At 38.5% G+C, this 20,137-nt stretch carries 17 protein-coding genes and 1 pseudogene; 12 read left to right on the top strand and 6 right to left on the bottom strand.

The window, feature by feature from the left end; genetic code table 11:
• Positions 1 to 414: 414 nt before the first annotated feature.
• Both ACOKFD_RS02515 and ACOKFD_RS02510 read left to right on the top strand, forming a co-directional pair.
• Positions 415 to 2,832, top strand: coding sequence for a TonB-dependent receptor (locus ACOKFD_RS02515; protein ID WP_422859810.1), 2,418 nt, complete (start codon positions 415 to 417; stop codon positions 2,830 to 2,832).
• Positions 2,833 to 2,956: 124 nt separating this feature from the next.
• Positions 2,957 to 3,592, top strand: coding sequence for a GTP cyclohydrolase (locus ACOKFD_RS02510; RefSeq protein WP_422859809.1), 636 nt, complete (start codon positions 2,957 to 2,959; stop codon positions 3,590 to 3,592).
• Between the two features lie 74 nt (positions 3,593 to 3,666).
• Here ACOKFD_RS02510 and ACOKFD_RS02505 read toward each other — a convergent pair whose 3' ends face one another.
• The 3 genes and pseudogenes from ACOKFD_RS02505 to msrA all read right to left on the bottom strand — a co-directional run bounded on the left by ACOKFD_RS02505 (position 3,667) and on the right by msrA (position 4,720).
• A complete protein-coding gene (locus tag ACOKFD_RS02505) occupies positions 3,667 to 3,948 on the bottom strand; it encodes a hypothetical protein (RefSeq protein ID WP_422859808.1) in 282 nt (93 codons plus the stop codon).
• 39 nt (positions 3,949 to 3,987) lie between these two features.
• A pseudogene (locus tag ACOKFD_RS02500) lies at positions 3,988 to 4,139 on the bottom strand (GTP cyclohydrolase I FolE); the annotation flags it as partial.
• Positions 4,140 to 4,159: 20 nt separating this feature from the next.
• A complete protein-coding gene (msrA, locus tag ACOKFD_RS02495; RefSeq protein ID WP_422859807.1) occupies positions 4,160 to 4,720 on the bottom strand; it encodes a peptide-methionine (S)-S-oxide reductase MsrA in 561 nt (186 codons plus the stop codon).
• 158 nt (positions 4,721 to 4,878) lie between these two features.
• Between msrA and ACOKFD_RS02490 the strand changes: the two genes are divergently transcribed.
• Together ACOKFD_RS02490 and ACOKFD_RS02485 are read left to right on the top strand one after the other, a co-directional pair.
• The gene (locus tag ACOKFD_RS02490; RefSeq protein ID WP_422859806.1) at positions 4,879 to 5,541 is read left to right on the top strand and encodes an ABC transporter ATP-binding protein; all 663 of its coding nucleotides are present in this window, start codon (positions 4,879 to 4,881) and stop codon (positions 5,539 to 5,541) included.
• 10 nt (positions 5,542 to 5,551) lie between these two features.
• Positions 5,552 to 6,316: a TIGR02757 family protein gene (locus ACOKFD_RS02485; RefSeq protein ID WP_422859805.1), complete on the top strand. Its 765-nt coding sequence runs from the start codon at positions 5,552 to 5,554 to the stop codon at positions 6,314 to 6,316.
• Here the strand turns inward: ACOKFD_RS02485 and ACOKFD_RS02480 are convergent.
• From ACOKFD_RS02480 to ACOKFD_RS02470, 3 genes are all read right to left on the bottom strand, one after another.
• Positions 6,313 to 8,154, bottom strand: coding sequence for a cytochrome-c peroxidase (locus ACOKFD_RS02480; RefSeq protein WP_422859804.1), 1,842 nt, complete (start codon positions 8,152 to 8,154; stop codon positions 6,313 to 6,315). The genes ACOKFD_RS02485 and ACOKFD_RS02480 overlap by 4 nt on opposite strands.
• 68 nt (positions 8,155 to 8,222) lie before the next feature.
• Positions 8,223 to 9,746, bottom strand: coding sequence for a hypothetical protein (locus tag ACOKFD_RS02475; protein WP_422859803.1), 1,524 nt, complete (start codon positions 9,744 to 9,746; stop codon positions 8,223 to 8,225).
• A gap of 311 nt (positions 9,747 to 10,057) precedes the next feature.
• On the bottom strand, positions 10,058 to 11,197 hold the full coding sequence (locus tag ACOKFD_RS02470; protein WP_422859802.1) for a Gfo/Idh/MocA family protein: 1,140 nt from the start codon (positions 11,195 to 11,197) through the stop codon (positions 10,058 to 10,060).
• A gap of 142 nt (positions 11,198 to 11,339) precedes the next feature.
• On the opposite strand from ACOKFD_RS02470, the gene ACOKFD_RS02465 reads away from it, so the two are divergent.
• The 8 genes from ACOKFD_RS02465 (at position 11,340) to ACOKFD_RS02430 (ending at position 20,023) form a co-directional block, all read left to right on the top strand.
• On the top strand, positions 11,340 to 12,827 hold the full coding sequence (locus tag ACOKFD_RS02465) for a S10 family peptidase (RefSeq protein WP_422859801.1): 1,488 nt from the start codon (positions 11,340 to 11,342) through the stop codon (positions 12,825 to 12,827).
• A 10-nt stretch (positions 12,828 to 12,837) separates the two neighbouring features.
• On the top strand, positions 12,838 to 13,416 hold the full coding sequence (locus ACOKFD_RS02460; protein ID WP_422859800.1) for a hypothetical protein: 579 nt from the start codon (positions 12,838 to 12,840) through the stop codon (positions 13,414 to 13,416).
• Between the two features lie 173 nt (positions 13,417 to 13,589).
• Positions 13,590 to 14,282 (top strand): SGNH/GDSL hydrolase family protein, encoded by a 693-nt coding sequence (locus ACOKFD_RS02455; RefSeq protein ID WP_422859799.1) that lies wholly within the window; start codon positions 13,590 to 13,592, stop codon positions 14,280 to 14,282.
• On the top strand, positions 14,279 to 15,946 hold the full coding sequence (locus ACOKFD_RS02450) for a tetratricopeptide repeat protein (protein ID WP_422859798.1): 1,668 nt from the start codon (positions 14,279 to 14,281) through the stop codon (positions 15,944 to 15,946). Before ACOKFD_RS02455 ends, ACOKFD_RS02450 begins: the two co-directional genes overlap by 4 nt.
• A gap of 308 nt (positions 15,947 to 16,254) precedes the next feature.
• Positions 16,255 to 17,031 (top strand): sterol desaturase family protein, encoded by a 777-nt coding sequence (locus ACOKFD_RS02445; protein WP_422859797.1) that lies wholly within the window; start codon positions 16,255 to 16,257, stop codon positions 17,029 to 17,031.
• A gap of 115 nt (positions 17,032 to 17,146) precedes the next feature.
• A complete protein-coding gene (locus ACOKFD_RS02440) occupies positions 17,147 to 17,986 on the top strand; it encodes a phosphate/phosphite/phosphonate ABC transporter substrate-binding protein (protein ID WP_422859796.1) in 840 nt (279 codons plus the stop codon).
• Between the two features lie 65 nt (positions 17,987 to 18,051).
• Positions 18,052 to 18,978, top strand: a complete 927-nt coding sequence (locus ACOKFD_RS02435) for a M43 family zinc metalloprotease (protein WP_422859795.1) — start codon at positions 18,052 to 18,054, stop codon at positions 18,976 to 18,978.
• Between the two features lie 37 nt (positions 18,979 to 19,015).
• A complete protein-coding gene (locus tag ACOKFD_RS02430; protein WP_422859794.1) occupies positions 19,016 to 20,023 on the top strand; it encodes a glycosyltransferase family 2 protein in 1,008 nt (335 codons plus the stop codon).
• Positions 20,024 to 20,137 lie beyond the last annotated feature (114 nt).

The following is a 20,137-nucleotide window of genomic DNA, read 5'->3' as shown; positions in this document are numbered from 1 at the left end:
AGAAGACTTTAGGTCTTTTATTTTTTATTGGGCTGATGCTCTTGAAAGTTTCAGCTTTCCATGTTTACACACATGATCATTACGATGATTGTGACTCAATAGAAAATTGTGAAATCTGTGATATTGTATTGGATAACCAAACTTCCAATGTAGACATTCCACAACCTATACCTATTCATATCTTTCAATTGATCATTTCTCAAGAGACTGCAGATTTTACTTCACCTGTATTCTTTAATGATTCAAAACTGAATCGATCCTTTTGCAGGCCCCCTCCTTCTGTATAGAATTCGAAAATTAATCAATTAAGGATTACCATTGTTTGAATGAGAATTGTAGTACAAGTATTTCTTGATTGCTTTTTGGCCCTCATCTTATAAAAAGATTCTGAACAAAATTTTCTGTTTAATTATAATGAAGCTAAGGTCTCAATTAACCTTTTTAGTGTTTTTACTTATCTCGTTCTTCACATGTGCTCAAAGTGCGCCTTGCACACACTCGATACGTGGAAAGGTTTTGGATGCAGAAACTAAAGCACCCATACCTTATGTCACGGTTAAAGTAAAAGGCTCAGAAAAATATACCCTTACCAAAAAAGATGGTAGTTTTTATTTGGAAGGCCTGTGCTCTGATGTGAACACACTGATTATCTCAAGCTTAGGATATTCGGAAGCTACAAGTGAACATAGACATGAACACGGCTCAGTTCCAAATATATTTTTAACCCCGAAGCTCGTAGGTCTGGATGAAGTTACCATCCAGGCAGAAAAAAGAAAGGAAAAAGGTACCGAGACCATCTCTCAAGTAAAAGTAAATAAGGCAGATATTGTGAGCGACCCAACACAATCTCTGGCCAGTGCACTATCCACTATCCAAGGAGTTACCTTCACATCTACGGGTACAAATGTAGAATTACCGGTTATCCACGGGCTTTATGGCAATCGTATCCTCGTTTTAAATAATGGCCTCAAACATGGTTTTCAAAATTGGGGTAGAGACCATGCCCCTGAAATAGACATAAACTCTGCAAATAACATTACAGTTGTTAAGGGAGCAGCAGGGGTACGCTTTGGTCCCGAGGCACTGGGTGGAGCTATTATTGTAGAATCCAACCCCTTGCTATTGAACAATCCGCTTTATGCAAACATCGGTACGGGTTATCAAACCAACGGCAGGGGCTATAATGCCAATATGGAAATTGGAAACGGTACTGAAAATTGGAGTTATTTTCTCAACGGAAGCTTCGCAAGGATTGGTGACCGCAATGCACCAGATTACAATTTGACCAATTCAGGGAAAGAAGAAAAAGCTTTCAGTTTTGGGGTCCTTAGACATCTAGAAAATTGGGACTTTAAATTGCAATACAGCTTTATTGATCAAAATTTAGCCTTACTAAGGGCTACATTTCAAACCAGTCCAGATAATTTTATCAGAGCTATCAATACGGATAGACCCTTGATTATACAACCCTTTTCTTATAATATCGATGTGCCAAATCAAACGGTTCAACACCATTTGGCCAAAGCAGAGATAAATTGGTGGTATTCCGATGAAGGAAAACTAACGTTTAGAGGTGGCGTTCAGCTCAATAAAAGAGACGAATTTGATGTACGTAGAAACTCCGAATTGCCCATTATAGACCTTGATTTGCTTACCTATGATTATCAGTTGGAATGGGAGCATCCCAGATGGAATGGCTTAGATGGTCTTATAGGTATACAATATTTCAGTCAAAACAACGACAATAATCCTGGCACCCAAACTACTCCTTTCATTCCCAATTACAATACGGATAGGTATAGTGCTTTTGCTGTTGAGAATTTTAGCTTTGGCAACAATACCTTGGAAGCAGGGCTTCGGTTTGATTTTGAAACCAATGATGTAAGGGGAAGGGAGACCAATCAAGATATATTTCGGGATAATTACAGTTTTACCAATCTTATCCTATCATTAGGCTATATCCGCCAACTTGGTACCAATAGTACATTTAGAAGCAATATTGGAACCGCCTGGCGTACGCCGAATGTCTATGAATTATTTAGTTTTGGACAACAAGGTGTTGAGACCATCTTTGGTCTCTTACGATTTTCGGACAATGATGGTACCCCAAGTACCAGTGAAGTCACTACCTTGGAAGACAGTGGAGTGGAACCAGAGAGAGGATATAAATTCGTAAATGAATTCCAAACCTATAAAAATGGCAATTCTCACAATATCACCTTCTATTCCCACTACATTGACAACTATGTGTTTGATAGGCCTTTAGGTGTTTTCGGAGGCATTAGAGGGCCCAATACTGCATTTTTCTTTGACCAAGCAGATGCACTCTTTCTAGGCGTGGACTATACTTGGAAAAGTGAATGGACCGAGCGAATCTCAGGAATTTTTGGGTTCAGTTATTTATGGTCAAGAAACATTGGGGATGATGAACCTTTAATAAATCAACCTCCTATATCAACAAGTTTTGAACTGCAATGGAATCAAGGCAAATTATGGTTTATGGATTCATCACGCCTCAGTTTAAGGCCCAGTTATACCTTTGAACAATTTCAAGCACCGCGAACGATATCCCCACAAAGTTTAGCTGATGGTTCTGCGATAATTACAACCGATTCTGAAATTTTTGATTTCCTGGACCCTCCTGAAGGCTACTTTCTTTTGGATTTGACTTGGAATTTCGATTGGAAAAATCTAAGCGCCAGTATTAGTGCAAACAATCTTTTAAACACTAGTTACCGTAATTACCTTAACGATTTGAGATACTATGCGGATGAACCCGGTAGAAATATACTATTTACCCTGAACTATTCATTTAAAGCAAAAAAAAGATAATGTAACAATAAAAACAAGAATGTTAATGCAACTCAGTTGCAAAAACATGGTTAAATGAAAAATCAACAGTAACTTTACGAACAATTTTAAATCTTAACATAATAAAACCTTTAAAAAAAGAAAAATGAAAACGATTGAAACACTCAAGAATGTAAGGCTATTGGCCATTTTATTTCTATCCGTTATGGTGGTAAGCTGTAGTGATGATGATGATGCGCCTGAAGAAGAAGAAGAGTTGGAGGTTATCACCAGTGTGACTTTGCAATTTACAAACAATGCCGACCCTATGGATGTAATAACTGCCACAGCCATAGATCCAGATGGAGAAGGTATAACACCATTACAAGTACAAGGTGGAATCGCCCTAGCGGCCGACACCCAATATACATTGACCTTTGTGATTTTGAATGCTCTGGATCCGGATGATGTGGAAGATATAGGTGAAGAAATATTAGATGAGGATGACGAACATCAGTTTTTCTTTAGTTTCACCGATGGTGCTTTTGATAGTCCGACAGGTACCGGTAATATTGCTCCTGCTACGGGTGCCATAAACTACAATGATACGGATGATAATGGCAACCCAGTAGGTTTAAGTACTAATTGGACCACTGCAGCCACAGGTACAACTATGGGTACTTTTACAGCGAGATTGCAGCACCAACCGCCTGTAAACGACACTGCTGTAAAAACAGCCACCTCTACTTCCGAGGACGGTGATGCTGATTTTAACCTAACTTTTGATTTGACGATTCAATAAATCGTGTTTAGTTTGAAAAAAACAAACGTGAGGTTTGTTAGTTTTCCGTATAAGGGGGCCCATTGTTGGCTCCCTTATTTTTTTCTTTTGGAGAAAAGATGGGTATATAACCACATTAAGGTAAAACTGGGAACAAAATCCCATCCTGGCACTAATTCTTCTATAAATGTGACCACTCCGGCAAGCTGACCCATTTTCCCTTTATACATTCGGGTCATTAGCCAACCTGCAAGCGGAGCCCAAATAACATCGGAGAACTCCCCTATTCCAGGTATTGCAAAGGATAACATGCCAATACCATCAAACAATAATCCCAAAAATAGGTCCTGATACTTTGATTTATTTTCTTTCGCCATTGCTGAAAAATAGCAAAACAGTATGAAAGAGAAAAATAGTTAGGGCAAATCGGAGTTAATAAGGTTTTGAAATTCATTTCGGGTCTCAATCTTTTCAAACCGGTACATAAATCCAGAAGTTTTTCTTACCGAATTTTGTTTTATACCCCACACATCATCATACAAACAAGGAATGCTTCCATAACCAAGGCAAAGCTTTACTATCAACTAACTATTGGGCCGTATTTAATTTGTTTGAAAAATGCTGATTTAGCTTTTTTATTTTGGGATTGATAATAAATTGACAGTACGGTTGCATCTTGTTATCATTGTAGTAGTTTTGATGCTCAATTTCAGCCTTATAAAAAGGTTTCTCTTCCGAAATAGCAGTAACTATGGGAGAACTGAAAACTCTTTCTTCGTCCAATAAGGAAATAAAGCCTTCTGCTTGTGTTTTTTGCTCTGACGAAGTGTAAAAAATCTCGCTTCTGTACTGCGTGCCCACATCATTACCTTGTCGATTTAGCGTGGTGGGGTCGTGTGTGGCGAAAAAAACCTCCAAAAGCTCCGTGTACGAAACCTTAGAAGCATCATATACTATTTTAACAGCCTCCGCATGCCCCGTTCTACCTGTACAAATTTCTCGATATGCCGGATTCTTAATAGCTCCTCCGGTATAACCTGAAATTACTTCTTTTACCCCATCCAATCTTTGAAAAACAGCTTCGGTACACCAGAAGCATCCTCCAGCAAAAATTGCAATCGAATCAGTTGAATTATTTTGTTTATCCATATTAATTATAAAATTAAACAAAGTTGTTGGTTCTACAATATCACAAAACGCCATTGCTTATCCTTATTTGTCGGTAAAAGTTTGAAAACCTTCTTTTAAAATTTTCAGCTTTTGGCTCTCATTCGGAATGATTACTTTCACCTATCCAAAGTATACCTATGATTAAGGCTAAAAACATTAAAAAATCCTTTGGTGACCTTGATGTCCTTAAGGGTGTTGATTTATCAGTTGATAAAGGAGAGGTTGTTTCCATTGTTGGTGCTTCAGGAGCAGGTAAAACCACATTACTCCAAATTATGGGGACTTTGGATTCACCTTCCAATTTGGAAGATAGCTCTCTGTTAATCAATAATGTAGATGTCAATAAACTCTCCGATAAGGAATTGGCTCGTTTTAGAAATGCCCATATTGGTTTTATTTTTCAATTTCACCAGCTACTTCCAGAATTCAATGCTTTGGAAAACGTTTGCATTCCTGCCTTTATTAAAAAGACTCCAAAACCTGAAGCAGAGAAGCGAGCTAAAGAGCTTTTGGATTTTCTTGGTTTGTCCGATAGATATTCGCATAAACCCAGTGAACTTTCAGGAGGGGAACAACAACGCGTAGCTGTGGCTAGATCACTTATCAATAATCCTTCTGTGATTTTTGCAGACGAACCCAGTGGTAATTTGGATTCAGAAAGCGCGGATAGGCTTCATAAACTTTTCTTTCAACTAAGAGATGAATTTGGACAAACCTTTATTTTGGTCACCCATAATTCAGAATTGGCCAATATGGCAGATAGAAAGTTGACTATGGTAGATGGTCTTATAGTTTCTTGACTTTTTATTTATGACCCAAGCGGAACTCAAAGAATTCTTGGATGAAAAAGCTGCATTCTATGAAAACCCAAAGTTTTTAGAGGATGACCCGCTACAAATCCCCCATCGATTTTCAAAAAAGGAGGATATAGAAATCAGCGCTTTTTTAACAGCTACCATTGCTTGGGGAAATCGAAAAAGCATCATCAATAATGCTTCTCGATTGATGGAGCTATTGGACCAAGCACCTCACGATTTCATAAGTAACCACATTCAAAAAGATTTAGATTCGTTGCGTTCCTTTGTGCACAGAACTTTTAATGGGGAGGATTTATCTTTTTTTATTCAAGGGCTAGGGCAGATTTATTCCAAACATGGCGGATTGGAGTCGGTATTTTCTAAAAATCAACAAGTACAATCGTTACAGAATTCCATAACAGAATTCAAAAGTCTTTTTTTTGAACTACCCCATCTCAAAAGAACAGAAAAACATGTTTCGGACCCTAGTAAAGGCTCAGCCGCCAAGCGCATAAACATGTTTCTCAGGTGGATGGTGCGTGATAACAAAGCTGGTGTGGACTTTGGTCTATGGAAGACCCTAAAACCCAGTCAATTGTCCTGTCCATTGGACGTACATTCAGGAAATGTTGCTCGAAAGCTAAAACTTATAAAGAGAAAACAAAATGATGCCAAAGCCCTAGAGGAACTTGATAAAAAGCTAAAAAAACTGGACCCTTTGGATCCAGTTAAATATGATTTTGCACTTTTTGGTCTAGGTGTATTTGAAAAATTCTAATATTCCCCTTCTTCGACGTCCGTGTCCGTGAGAGTTTTCATAAAGGCAACCAATGCTTTCTCTTCCTCTTTTGTGAGTTGGAGGTTATCAAACGGTAACGTCTGATATGGAAGGTCAAAGCCCATACCTCCTCCTCCGCCAAGATTATAAAAATTCATTACCTCCTCCAACGTATGGTAAACCCCATTGTGCATGTAGGGTGCGGTGAGTTCCGAATTACGTACTGTTGGAGTTTTGAACATTCCTCTATGTACTTCCAATTCTTCGTTATGCCGCCAGTAAAAACCCAAATCATCATCCAACTCCCTATTGGCAGCTGTTTCAGGAACACCAATTACTTCCTTTTCATGGTCGGTAAAAAATGGAGGAACGGTACCATTGGTTAATGGAATAAAATGGCAAGTGGCACATAGCGCTTTTCCCATATACAAGTTAAATCCTAGCTTTTCCTCTTTGGTAAATGTCTCTTCTTCAGCACGAATATTCCTGTCAAATTTGGAATTAAATCCGTTCAACGTGGAAATATAGGATGAAATAGCTTTGATGACCTCGGTGTTTCGCTTTGAAATCCCTCCATACGCCTCTTCAAACAATCTAACATAAGTGCTATCAGAAAGAATTTTTGTGGAGAATTTATGAACCGAGCTATTGAATTCTCTATCATTGTTGAATACTGCTGTAATCTGCGCTAAAATACTTGGGGCACGTCCATCCCAAAAAAACGCTTGCTGATAGGTAGAATTAATAAGAGTCGGTGTATTTCGGTCCAGTTCCATCTTGTCATTGCCCATATTGACGACAAGACCATCTGCCCATGCTTTTTTAGGGCTATGACATGTTGCACAAGCCATATCACCATTTTGGCTTAGGTTTTTATCAAAAAAAAGTTTTCTCCCCAAATCTATCTTATTCTGGGTAGGGTTTCGGTTTGTAATAGGTGCAAAAAACTCAAGGTTAAAAGCATCCGCATCAAAAAAGGTTTCGGCATCAAAATTAAAAGGCTTGTTATCCACAGGGTCCCAGATATTCGCAGTCTTTCTAATATTTACCCAATTACGGGTAACGGGATTTATATAATCTCTGAGAAAGGCGAATCGGTCGAAAGTTTCAAAGTCAGGATTTTCTGCAATAAATCCTTTGGCCAAATTGATGGATTCCAAAAAAGTTGAATCCAAATCTCTATTTTTTTCCTGAATAATATCTTTTAAAGTCAATTGATAGACATCAGCCAAACCTTGTAATGAAACAACGGTTTCCCCTAGGCCTAATTGACTTACTGGGGTATCAAATCCAGAAATACCTAAACTTACAATTCGCATTAATTGTTGATGGGTGGCTATGAAAAAACGTTGCGGGGTCAATTCCCTTTTCTGAATATTGTGTTGTAAGTTACGGAGCATTCCTTTTGTTATGGAAACCTCATATCTGTAGTTTTCTTCAGATTCCTCACCATTATAAATACTTTCTTCAATTTTTTGGAATCCAACCGGAGGCAGTAGTTTTTGAGTATCGTCCGTTACAGTAGGCAAAGCAGGTCCATTAACCTTATGACCTACTTCAGGATTAAGATAAGATCCATAGGGTTCGGCTTTTTTGAAGGAAATTCTAGCTTTTCTAAAAGCTTCTTTAGTAGCATCGCCTGTCATTGGAAGCGAATCCAATTCACTCAAGTAATCAAGAGCTTCTGACATATTGGCCAAATAGTAATCTTGCGCAGCCGTCCAGTTAATTCCATTGGAATTATTTTGGGTCTTCACAATTTCCTTTTCCTTTGGAGCTTGTCTACATGAAACAATCAATATGGAAAAAAAGATGGCAAATACAATACGGTACTTCATAGCATTTTTTTTGATAAACAAAGACCCCCATCTTTCGACAGAGGTCTAGTAAACTGTTTTGTTCAGGCTTATCTAGGTAGGCCTCTTAGGATAACAACTTGTCCGCCTTGATCATCCTCACGACCCCTTCCAGCCGCAAACTCTGGTCTGGTTTCAAAGTCGTGACCATCTACTCCTTTAAAATCATCACTCTCCCAATAGTGTGGTTGAAGGTTTAACAAAAATGTATTTGGAACACCAACCAAATCAGAAATATCTTCTAAAGCGCCGTATTCACCACTAGGGCCAGAGCTTCCTGTTGGGTCTAAATCCTGACGCGTAACGAACTCTAAAACTACTCTGGCATTATTTCCATTCAAATCAGTTTGGTAGATATATGCGTTATGACCTCTAGAAAAAGAATTTGGATCTTCTTGGAGATAAATAAAGTTTTCAGTTACGGTAATATTATCAGGACTTTGAAGCTCAGGTAGATTACCGTCCATATTGTTGGTATCTGTATTACCTGAAATAATTTGTGTAATGGAACCTGTAAGAGCGCTATCTGTATCCATATCCATTCTATAGGCAGTACCCCAATCATTGAAAGTATCTCTTCCAGGGCCTCTACCGGTCACGGCTACAAATACTTGTCTGTTATTTGCTGCATTACCCTTTCTATAATCTACATCTTCCACTCTCATGAAAGCAGAAGCCCCAACAGCGATACAAGCGTCTTCCATTTCATCTTTGGTCAATGCGGCCCCATTTTCAATTTTCACGAACTCATACCTATATGTTACCCCAAAGTCCAACATGCTTTCATCAACTATCATGTCAACAGGCGCTGAAACAACACCACCATTTCCATCAGACATTTCAGTAATTTTCATCACATAAATCTCTCCTCCTTCCAGATCGGCCTCTCCGTGTGTAGAGTGATACAATGTGATTTGTCCCAAAGAGTTACTAGAATCATCATCTCCACCAATAATTACTGTTTCACCAATATAAGCAGACATAGGAAGGGGTACAGCATTTTCCCATTGGAATTCACCAAGTGCATCCAATCCGAAATCGGCAGTTGGCGTTGGGCTAGTTTGGTACGGGTCTAATCCCTTAACATCGTAATTAAAACTTTCAGAAGCTGATAGATAAATGTCACGCGAACCACCGTGAACATCTTTACGTAACATGGTTCCAGAACATTGACGGGCAAAATCAGCTACGCCAGAATTTAGTACCCACTGGCCTCCAGTAGGTGTTAAGTTAGCATCCAATTCAATTCTAGCTACTGCATAATCATCTTCAGCGTTCAACATGTAGATGAAGCCATCACTGTTTGGATCTTTCACAAGTCCAGCTCCGTCAGCAGCTCCAACAAAACGAAAACCATCATCTAAGACATCGCTTGAACTTATTAAAGAATATGCCTGGACAAAGTTGAATTGCGGTGTAATCGCTACTAAAGGTTCAAGGTTTGATTTGTTTTCAAAAATTGTTCCTGTAGGTTGGTCATCGTCATCGCCACCACCGATAAAATCATCAATTTTATCACATGAGGTTACAACTACCAAACCGGACAGTAACAACAAATTTTTAAGTGTTCTCATTTGTTTTTAAGGTTTAGAAAGTAATTTGTTTTTATAGGATTCTTAACAAATGTACTTCTGTAGTAAGGTTCACCTCGTTAACAAAATGTGGTCATAAATGAAAATAAAGTTCATTTTAAAGTTAAATGGTTAATTGAATGTTATTATTTAAACCAAGTCTTAATAGTGAATCAAAATGTTTACTGAGAACTGCCCAAAATATTGATGAAAATAGATTTAATTAATTGATTTACAATATTTACTATTTTTTTTATAAGCTTAAGATATAATCAAAACCTAAACAACCATTTGAAACAAGTTTTTCCCAAGATTTACTTTACCCCAAATCCAAAGTTGGATTCAAAATTCAGTGATTGTTTTGTACCACCGTTCTTGATAGAGGCATAAATCGCAGCTATAATCATCATATCCCGTTTGCCCATTTCACCAGGAGCAAAGTTAGGTGTATCAAAAAGTATGTGTTTGGCGAAATCGTCCATTTGGAGTTTTTGTTGGCTCTCTTGTTCAAAATTGAGCTCACCATTCGAAGTTCTTCCCGCCAAAGGAATATATGTGCTAGCCGGGTCAAGTTCGTACCAACCTCTTTCGCAGGAACCGAACAATCGATTCGCACGAATGTTATGTGAGGTCATCATGTTGCCAACCACACCGGAGTCGAACTCAAATTGGGCTGTTATGGTTTCATCCGTTTCTTTGAAATATTTAGGTCGCGTGCTAAATTCTTGAGCGGAAACTGAAATTGGGTTTTCACCTGTACCATAAATTAGGCTCTGAATGGCATATACTCCCATGTTGACTAAAGCACCGCCTCCAGATAATTTTTTGTCCAACCTCCATTGGTTGGGACTACCTAACGAACGATATGCAGCCTCTGCCGTTACAAAATTGACCTTTCCAAAGGTTTTTTCCCTCACGAACCGTTTCACTTCTTGGGTATAGGGTTCGGAATGCAACCTGTATCCCATTCCCAATTTCACACCGGCATCCTTACAAGCATCAATAATAGCATCACACTCTTCAACATTCATTGCCATAGGTTTTTCGCATATCACATGCTTTCCTGCCTTTGCTGCTCTAATACAGAAATCGGCGTGCATGCTATTGGGTAATACCACATAAACAATATCAATATCTTCATTGTTCGTTATTTCATCAAAATTCTCATAGTTATAGATGTTCTTCTTGGGAATACCGTAATTGTCAGACCAAACTTGTTCTTTGGAAGGAGTTCCGGTAACAATTCCAGCAAGATAGCAATGCTCCGTATCCTGAAGTGCTGGAGCAAGTTGGTATGTGCTGTATCCCCCCAAACCCACAAGGGCAACCCCTAATTTTTTCTTCTGAGAAGGATTGGCCACTATACAGTTAATGGGTAATGAGGCAGCTATGGTGACTGCTCCCACTCCTCTGGTCATTTTTGTGTTGAATTGTCTTCTTGATAGTTTACTCATGGTCTTAGTTTTTTGTGAAGTCCTCTAAAATTAAGGTTTAAAGAAAGTTACCATAACTGATTTCCAATTATTTATAAAAATTATAACAAAAATCAGAAGTCATCCAAAATGGTTATTTTTAAAACAACTAATCTATCACTCAATGAAACAAAACATTTCCTTTGTATGCCTTCTTCTATCCTTTACCTATATTTTTTCACAAAACAGAAAATTACCCGTTGATACCACGGTAACTACGCAACATAGTGTAACAGTAAACGGTACTTCTTTCAACTACACGGCCACTACAGGTACGCAACCCGTTTGGGATGATATGGGTGAACCCATTGCCTCATTACACTATACCTATTACACTAGAAATGGGGTGAAAAACAGAGCAGAACGACCATTATTGATTTCTTTTAATGGTGGGCCCGGTTCGGGTTCTGTGTGGATGCATTTGGCATATACTGGTCCAAGAGTATTAAAGATTGATGATGAGGGTTATCCGGTCCAGCCCTATGGGGTAAAGCAAAATCCTTTTTCTGTTTTGGATGTAACGGATATTGTTTACGTAAATCCTGCAAATACTGGATATTCCAGGACCATTCCAGAGACTGGAGACAAAGTTGATAGGGACAAATTCTTCGGAATAAACGCAGACATTAAATACTTGGCAGAATGGTTAAATACTTTTGTGACAAGAAACAATCGTTGGCGCTCACCTAAATATATCATTGGTGAAAGCTACGGAGGCACTCGAGTGATGGGGCTTTCACTAGCGCTACAAAACCAGCAATGGATGTATTTGAATGGTGTAATTATGGTTTCTCCAGCAGATTACAAGGTAATTCGTATTGGCGGACCTGTATCGGATGCATTGAACCTACCTTATTTTACAGCGGCTGCTTGGCATCATAAAGCACTTCCTTCTGAGTTACAAAGTAAAGATTTGTTGGATGTACTTCCCGAAGCTGAAGAATACACGGTAAATACGCTTATACCTGCTATAGCTAAAGGCGGATTCATACAGAGCACAGAAAGAGCTGAAGTTGCCAAAAAGATGGCCTATTATACTGGCTTAAAAGAAAAGGATATTCTGGACCAAAATTTGGTGGTGCCCACCCGATTCTTTTGGAAAAACCTATTGAAGGATAAAGGGGGATACACAGTAGGTAGATTGGATAGTAGGTACCGAGGTATAGACAAACAATTGTTCGGGGAGCGGCCAGATTACAATTCAGAAATCACTTCGTGGCTACATAGTTTTACTCCTGCAATTAATTACTATTTACAAGAAGAACTAAACTTCAAAACCGATATCAAATATAATATGTTCGGTCCGGTAAGGCCTTGGAACAATGAGGATGATAATACCCGTGACGACCTTAGGCAAGCCATGGCTCAAAATCCATATCTGAATGTTTTGGTCCAATCTGGTTATTATGATGGGGCTACCACTTATTTCAATGCTAAGTATACAATGTGGCAAGTTGACCCAAGTGGTAGAATGAAAGACCGTTTTGAGTTTAAAGGATACCGCTCCGGTCATATGATGTACCTTAGGCGAGAAGACCTGCAAAAAGCCAATGAGGATATTCGGGCTTTTATATTAAGGACAACTACCAAAGGAAAGAGTGCTAAATATTAAACAACGTCTTATGAAAACACTATTTGTTCCAACCTTATTTTTTTTACTGAGCCTTTGTTTTGGGGTTTCCCAAGAAATTCCGTCCAAAGCATGGCAGATTAAAACTGCTCTAATGGCGGTACCAGACGATTATAAAGAAGGAGCTAAAATCTATGGATATGATGCTGAAGGGAACTTCACAACCCTTCAGGAGGGAACTAATGACTATATCGCCCTAGCGGACGACCCTAGAGATAACAAATTCTCCACGGCAGCTTATCACCTAGATTTAGAGCCTTTTATGGCCCGAGGAAGAGCGTTGAAGGCCGATGGAAAAGAATTCAAAGAGATTTTTGATATCCGAGAGAACGAGGTGAAATCCGGGAAACTAAAAATGCCCGACAAGGCAACCCTATGTGTTTTTACAGGAACAGTAAATCAAGAAACCAAAGAAATTGAGAATCCCTATGTGCGTTATGTTTTTTACATTCCCTACGCCACCGGAAAATCCACAGGGTTACCTACAACTCCCACACCTCCTGGCCATGCGTGGTTAATGGACCCTGGCACCCATAGGGCGCATATTATGATTACTCCGCCAAAGAATTGATGTGTTTTGGAAAAACTTATCTAAAACGGCTAGTTAAATCTAGGAGTTTCTTTGAATAATAAAATACAAAGAGATAAGACTCTTGTCTAACAAGGTCATCCCTATTCTGGTTAATGCCGCAAAGGCTTTGGCAAATTAAATTCCTTACTTTTAGCCAAGAATTTCAATAATTGATGAATAGGGTTTTGATTTTGATAGCGTTTTCTTTTTTTGGCCTGTTTTCAAATAAAAAGGCCGAAGCACAAGATTGGCCGAATCTCTCACGGTATGAGAAGGAAAACGAAACCCTAAAATTAGATACGAACCAAGAGAACAGAGTAATCTTCATGGGTAATTCCATTACGGAGGGTTGGTCCACTGCGAATCCAAATTTTTTTGATAATAAATCTCATATCAACAGAGGAATCGGTGGTCAAACCACACCACAAATGTTGTTGCGCTTTAGCCAAGATGTTATCAGTTTAAAGCCTGCCGTAGTGCACATATTAGCCGGAACTAATGATATTGCCGAAAATACAGGACCTATTTCATTGGAACAGATTAGAGATAACATCCTTTCCATGGTACAATTGGCAAAAGCCAATGGCATTGAACCCATTGTTTGCTCTGTTTTACCCGCTTATGACTATCCTTGGAGACCTGGTAAAAACCCCAATATTAAGATTCCGAAATTGAATGCCATGCTAGCAAAAATGGCTAGTGAAAATGGTGTTACTTACTTAGACTATTTTTCTGAGATGGCGGACAGTCGAAATGGATTACCGGAAAAGTACACGACCGATGAGGTTCATCTAACCAAGGAAGGTTATAAGGTAATGGAAGATGTATTCCAAACAGTAATGAAAGGGGTTTTGAGTAAACAATGAAATGTTGCGTTCACATCTTTCTTTTCTTTTTTGGGATTGGGATAGCAAGTGCCCAACTTCAAAAAACAATTGACAGTCTTCAGTTTCAACTCCAAAATACCCCAAAGGATTCCAAGGAATACGTAGATCTTTTAAACGGTCTTGGTTATCAATTTTGGGTTCGAGATTCGAAAACTTCAGCAAAGTATGGCGAAGAGGCCTTAGGAATTGCGCAAAATCTTAAGTATACCTCAGGTATGGCAATGGCCCAAAGAATATTGGGTGTTTCCTATTGGACATTTGGCGAGCCAAAAAAGGCATTGGAAAGCTTAAAAGAATCTCAAGAGCTTTACGAATTAGTTTCCGATAAAGTGGGAGCAGCCAATGCACTTATGAATTCAGGAATGGTCTATGCCGATATTGGTGAATTTGACAGGGCACTAAAAATTTATGAGCAATCGATTGAAAAGTTTAGGCAATTGGATTTGAAGCGTCGCATAGCCACCACTTTTACAAAAATCGGTTCCGTTTTAATCCAACAAAATAAACTTGAGGAAGCAAAAGGCTATTTAACGAATGCCTTGAACATGCATTCGGATGATGGATATGAATATGGAGTTTCCGAAGCGCACAATCGTTTGGGAATCCTTTCTCTGATGCAAAACGAGCTGGAATTGGGTGAATATCACATCCGAAAGTCCATGGAGATTGTGGTTTCACTGAATGACGAGGACGGGGAATTGAGCAATCTTATTCAAATTGGAAAATTGTATCGATTGCAAAATAGATATGAGCTTGCAAACTCCCATTTATTGGCCGCCTTAGAAACATCAAAACAAAAAGGGCTTAAAAAATACCAGTTGCGTACTTTAAAAGAATTAAAGTTACTTAAACGTCAAGAAGGGAAGCTTCAAGAATCGCTCGAGTATTATGATGGGTTTATACAATTGAAGGATTCCATTATCAACAACGAGAAAGCGAAACAAATTGCCGCGATGGAATTCAATAATGAATTAGCGGAAAAGGAAGCCGAAATCGAACTTCTGAAAGAGACCAAGAAAACTAGGAATATTATCAATCTAAGCTTGTCCATTGGCTTACTTCTTTTATCCTGCATAGCTATACTTATGCTGAGACATCAAAAACAACGTGAAAAAAGGGAAATAGAGTTATTGAAGTCAAACGAAAAACTAACCCAAACCGAACTGGAAAATGCGCAATTACGGCAACGGGAGTTGGAACAAGAATTAGATTTTAAAAACAAAGAATTGACCTCTTACACCCTAAATTTCACGCAAAAAAACGAGCTTTTTGGTGAACTCTTGGAAAAAATAGAATCACTGCAATCAGCCACGCCTTCAAAACAATCCAAAATACTGAACGAACTTCGAAAGAAAATTAAAAGCCACACCAATCTAAACCGCGATTGGGAAGATTTTAAGCGGTATTTTGAAGAAGTGCACAAAGGCTTTTATACCACGCTTAAAGAGAAGCATCCGGACTTAAGTTCCAACGATTTAAAAATTTGCTCTTTGGCCCGGTTGAACCTGAGCATTAAGGAGACCGCCGGTGTTATGGGTATATCTCCTGAAAGTGCCAAAACAGCACGCTATCGACTGCGTAAAAAACTAGATTTACCGCCAGAAACTGAATTATTGGATTATCTATTGGAACTGGAGCAGTAAAAAGACGCTCTTTCTTTCTTAAAATTGTTTTGATATAAAAGCCTAAAAATCAAGTTTTTAAAATGTGATGTTCCCCCATTGTACCCCAATTATTAACGTGCCTTAAAATTTGTCTACCCTTTATCGGTATAAGGTTCACTTCAGGTAGCCCGTGAATTCTTTAACTGGGGCATCCTCATCCATAGTTTTGCAAAAAAAAACATGAAAAACAATTTAATCAAACAAATGGAAGAACACGTTCCGATAGAAGCCTATCGGCCAAGACGTAAATCAAACTTAAGAACGATGTTGAACAAAAAGCTTTTTATATGGAAAATATACTTTTAAACTTGCCAACCCCTTTGGAGTTAATTTTAGACCCTATCTCTTATGTGGTGTACGGGATTTACACCGTACTTATAGCGTGGGAAGCTCTCTTTCCTGCAAGAAAGCTACCTAAAATCAAATATTGGAGACTAAAAGGGTTTATAGCCTTTACCTTATTTTTCTTTTTGTCATCCTACTTACCTATGATTTGGGATACCTATTTGGTAGAATATCAACTATTTGATTTAACATTACTTGGTACCGCTTGGGGTGCGGTAGTTGGTGTTCTGTTGTATGAATTTGGTGTCTATGTTTGGCACAGAAGCATGCATAAAAGTGATAGACTCTGGAAAGTATTCCATCAAATGCATCATAGTGCAGAACGTATGGACAGCTATGGGGCCTTTTATTTCAGTCCCATGGATATGATTGGTTTTACCTTCTTGGGAAGTTTATGTCTAGTGGTAATTGCAGGTTTTACAGCGGAAGCGACAACTTGGATTATCTTGATTACTACATTCCTGGCCATATTTCAACATAGTAACGTCAAAACACCTGTTTGGATAGGATACTTTATTCAGCGACCCGAAGCTCATGCCATTCATCATGCCAAAGGCATACACGCTTACAATTATTCGGACATTTCATTTTTTGATATCGTATTTGGTACATTCAAAAATCCCAAAGGCTACGACCATGAAGCTGGGTTCTATCATGGAGCATCCGAAAAAGTTGGAGAAATGCTCTTGTTTAAGGATATCTCAAAAAAAGAAAGTTAGAACAATGAAAAAGGGGTTTCATTTTTGGAGTAGGGTATTGTGTTTGTCATTGCTATGGTGTTTTTCATTTTCTGGGTGTAACAGTAAAATTGATAAGAATAGCAAACCGTTGGTCATGGCAACATATACCTATTCAACCAACAATCGAATAGCGAATTTGGAACCTCTTTCAAAAGCATTGGGGCAGCAGCTCAACAGAGCTATTGAAGTTAAAAGCTATCCCGATGTACCTTCCTTTATACAGGGTATTAAATCCAACCAAGTGGATATTGGGTTTATAAACACATTAGGTTATTTGTTGTTGTCTTTGGATAATGAGAATATGGACCCTGTAGCAACGCTAAAGGTGAAGGAGAATGCAAAAGATAACTATAAAACAGTTCTTTTAGTAAATTCCAAAACAATTGATAATTTAACCTTTATCAAGGATAACCCTGAAGATGTATCAATAAGTTTTGTGTCACCAGGTTCAACCTCCGGAAACTTGATTCCGCGACTTTTTTTAAGTTCCATAGGCTTTCGGTTTCCTGAAAAAGTATTCAAAAAAGTAGACTATTCGGGGAACCATCAAGCTGCAATAGATAATCTATTGAACGGTAAAACCGATATTTGTGCAGTGGGAAGCAATGAATATTTTAGGCAATTACAACTTGATTCTAGCCTATCTCAATCAACTTCCGTTCTTTGGATGTCCGAAGAAATCCCTTTAGGTCCAGTTCTCTTGAATAAAAGAATCAAGGATTCAGAAAAGAAGAGCCTAATTGGATTTTTATCAACCTTGCACAAGACAAATCCCGAAGCGTTGAAAGCAGTAAAGGATGGATGGTCCGAGGCAAAGCAAGCAGAAAAGTTTTTACCCATTACGGACCAATACTATGACGATTTTAGAGAAGTCAATGGAAATAGTTCCAATCTGCCTGAAATTCTGAAGTTTTTCACTAATAATCTCTTTTAGCGCAACAGTTCCTCCCGATTACCTACTCAACACATCATCAAAATCAATCAATTAAAACGAATAGTTTGAAAAAAATAAATTCACGATTAATCCAAATTATTTTAGTATTGGTTCTAAGCCAATCATGTTCTCGAGATGAAAGTGTTCAAGTTCCTGAAGAAGAAAATCCGGTCAACGAAGAGATAATGCGAATTCCTTTAGTGGTCCATGTCATCCATTCAGGATATGCTATTGGAGAAGAAAACAATCTTTCCGAAGAGAGAATTAGAAGACAGATTCAAATATTAAATGAGGATTTCAGAAGGAAGCCGGGTACACGGGGATTCAACACGCATATTGATGGAGCAGACTCCAAAATAGAGTTTGTTTTGGCAAAACAGACCCCGGATGGCACCTCTTTCAATGGCATAAATCGAATAGATACCACATCGGTCGTAGTCGATATCCTTGGGTATGGACCCAATCATTATGCGCAATACGCCTATTGGAATCCAGAGCAGTATATTAATATATGGACCACACCCGTTCCGCGCTCGACTGAATGTTTGGCATTAGGCATAGCCACTGGGCCTGACGTCGATTTACCCGGAATTAACCATTTGGCCATTCCACAGCCAGGTGATGCGGAAGGAATTCTTGTGAGTTGGATGCATTTTGGAGAATCCGAAATAGAATGTCATGCAAGATTTGGAAGAACACTGACCCACGAAATGGGTCATTATTTAGGCTTGTTGCACACATGGGGAGGGTCAACCTGCGAGTTTAATGATTATTGCGATGATACCCCAGCCGTGGACACTCCGGTCTACGGGCGAACAGCTTTTAAAGGATGTCAAGGTGAAATGGTTCAGATTGAAAACTATATGAATTGGTCTCATGATGATGTAATGAATATGTTTTCAAAAGACCAGATTGAAAGGATGCGGTATGTCTTAACAAATCATGAGGGCAGAAATTTGCTTTTGCGCAGTAAAGCGCTTGAAACCCCCTAAAATTTCATCTCTTGGGTTGTTTTCTTAACTTTCCTCTGTGCAAAGCGGATTGATTAGCATTTTAATACCCTTCAAGAACACTGAGCTTTTTCTTAAAGACTGTTTGGATTCTATTTTGAAGCAAACCTATACCCATTGGGAAGCCATCTTAATTGACGATGCCTCAACCGATTCAAGTTTAGAAATTGTTTCCCAATACAAAAAAAAAGATACCAGAATAAAAGTCTTTGCTAACAACGGTCAAGGAATTATCCCTGCTCTACAAACGGCTTACAAAAATTGTAACGGTCAATTCATTACACGGATGGATTCTGATGATATTATGTTACCCCAACGCCTTAAGAAAATGATGGATTCTTTGGTTTTATCTGGAGAAGGTCATTTGGCGGTAGGTCAAGTAAAGTATTTTTCAGATAGAGGCATAAGCAATGGTTACGAAAGGTATGAAGCTTGGCTTAATCGATTGACCTCAAGTGGGACAAACTATAAAGAAATTTATAAAGAGTGCGTTGTCCCCTCCCCTTGTTGGATGGTTTTCAGAAGCGATTTTGAGCAATGTGGAGGGTTCAATTCAAATAGATACCCAGAAGATTACGACCTAACTTTTAGGTTTTATCAGAATGGATTAAAGATTATTCCCTGTGATGAAGTTTTACATCTATGGCGGGATTACGATAGCAGAACATCCAGAACAAGTGAACATTACGCGCAAAATTATTTTCTAGATATAAAGCTGCATTATTTTCTAAAGTTAGATTATAATCCCGATAGGCCTCTTATGATTTGGGGTGCTGGATTTAAAGGAAAAAGCATTGCCAAAGGACTCCTAGAAAAGGACGTTGATTTTGTTTGGCTATGCGATAACCCTAATAAGATTGGCAAAAAGATATATGACCAACCACTCCATCACTTTTCCAGAATATCTTCTATTAGTGAGCCACAGAGCATTATCACAGTTGCTAACGAAGATGAACAAAAAAAGATTATATCATTTTTTGATCAGTTGGGCCATGTTATGAGTAAGGATTACTTCTTTTTTTGTTGATATACCATAAACAATTATAAATGAACATTTAGGATGATTTTAAATGGTTATTGTCCATTGTTAATTGACGATTGCCGAATTTTTCATTGAAATTAGGGAAGTCTTAACAGCATT

This window comes from Flagellimonas ulvae (assembly GCF_049333175.1).
GTDB lineage: Bacteria > Bacteroidota > Bacteroidia > Flavobacteriales > Flavobacteriaceae > Flagellimonas.
Note: the sequence above shows the minus strand (reverse complement) of the source record. Positions and strands in the feature narration are given on the sequence as shown.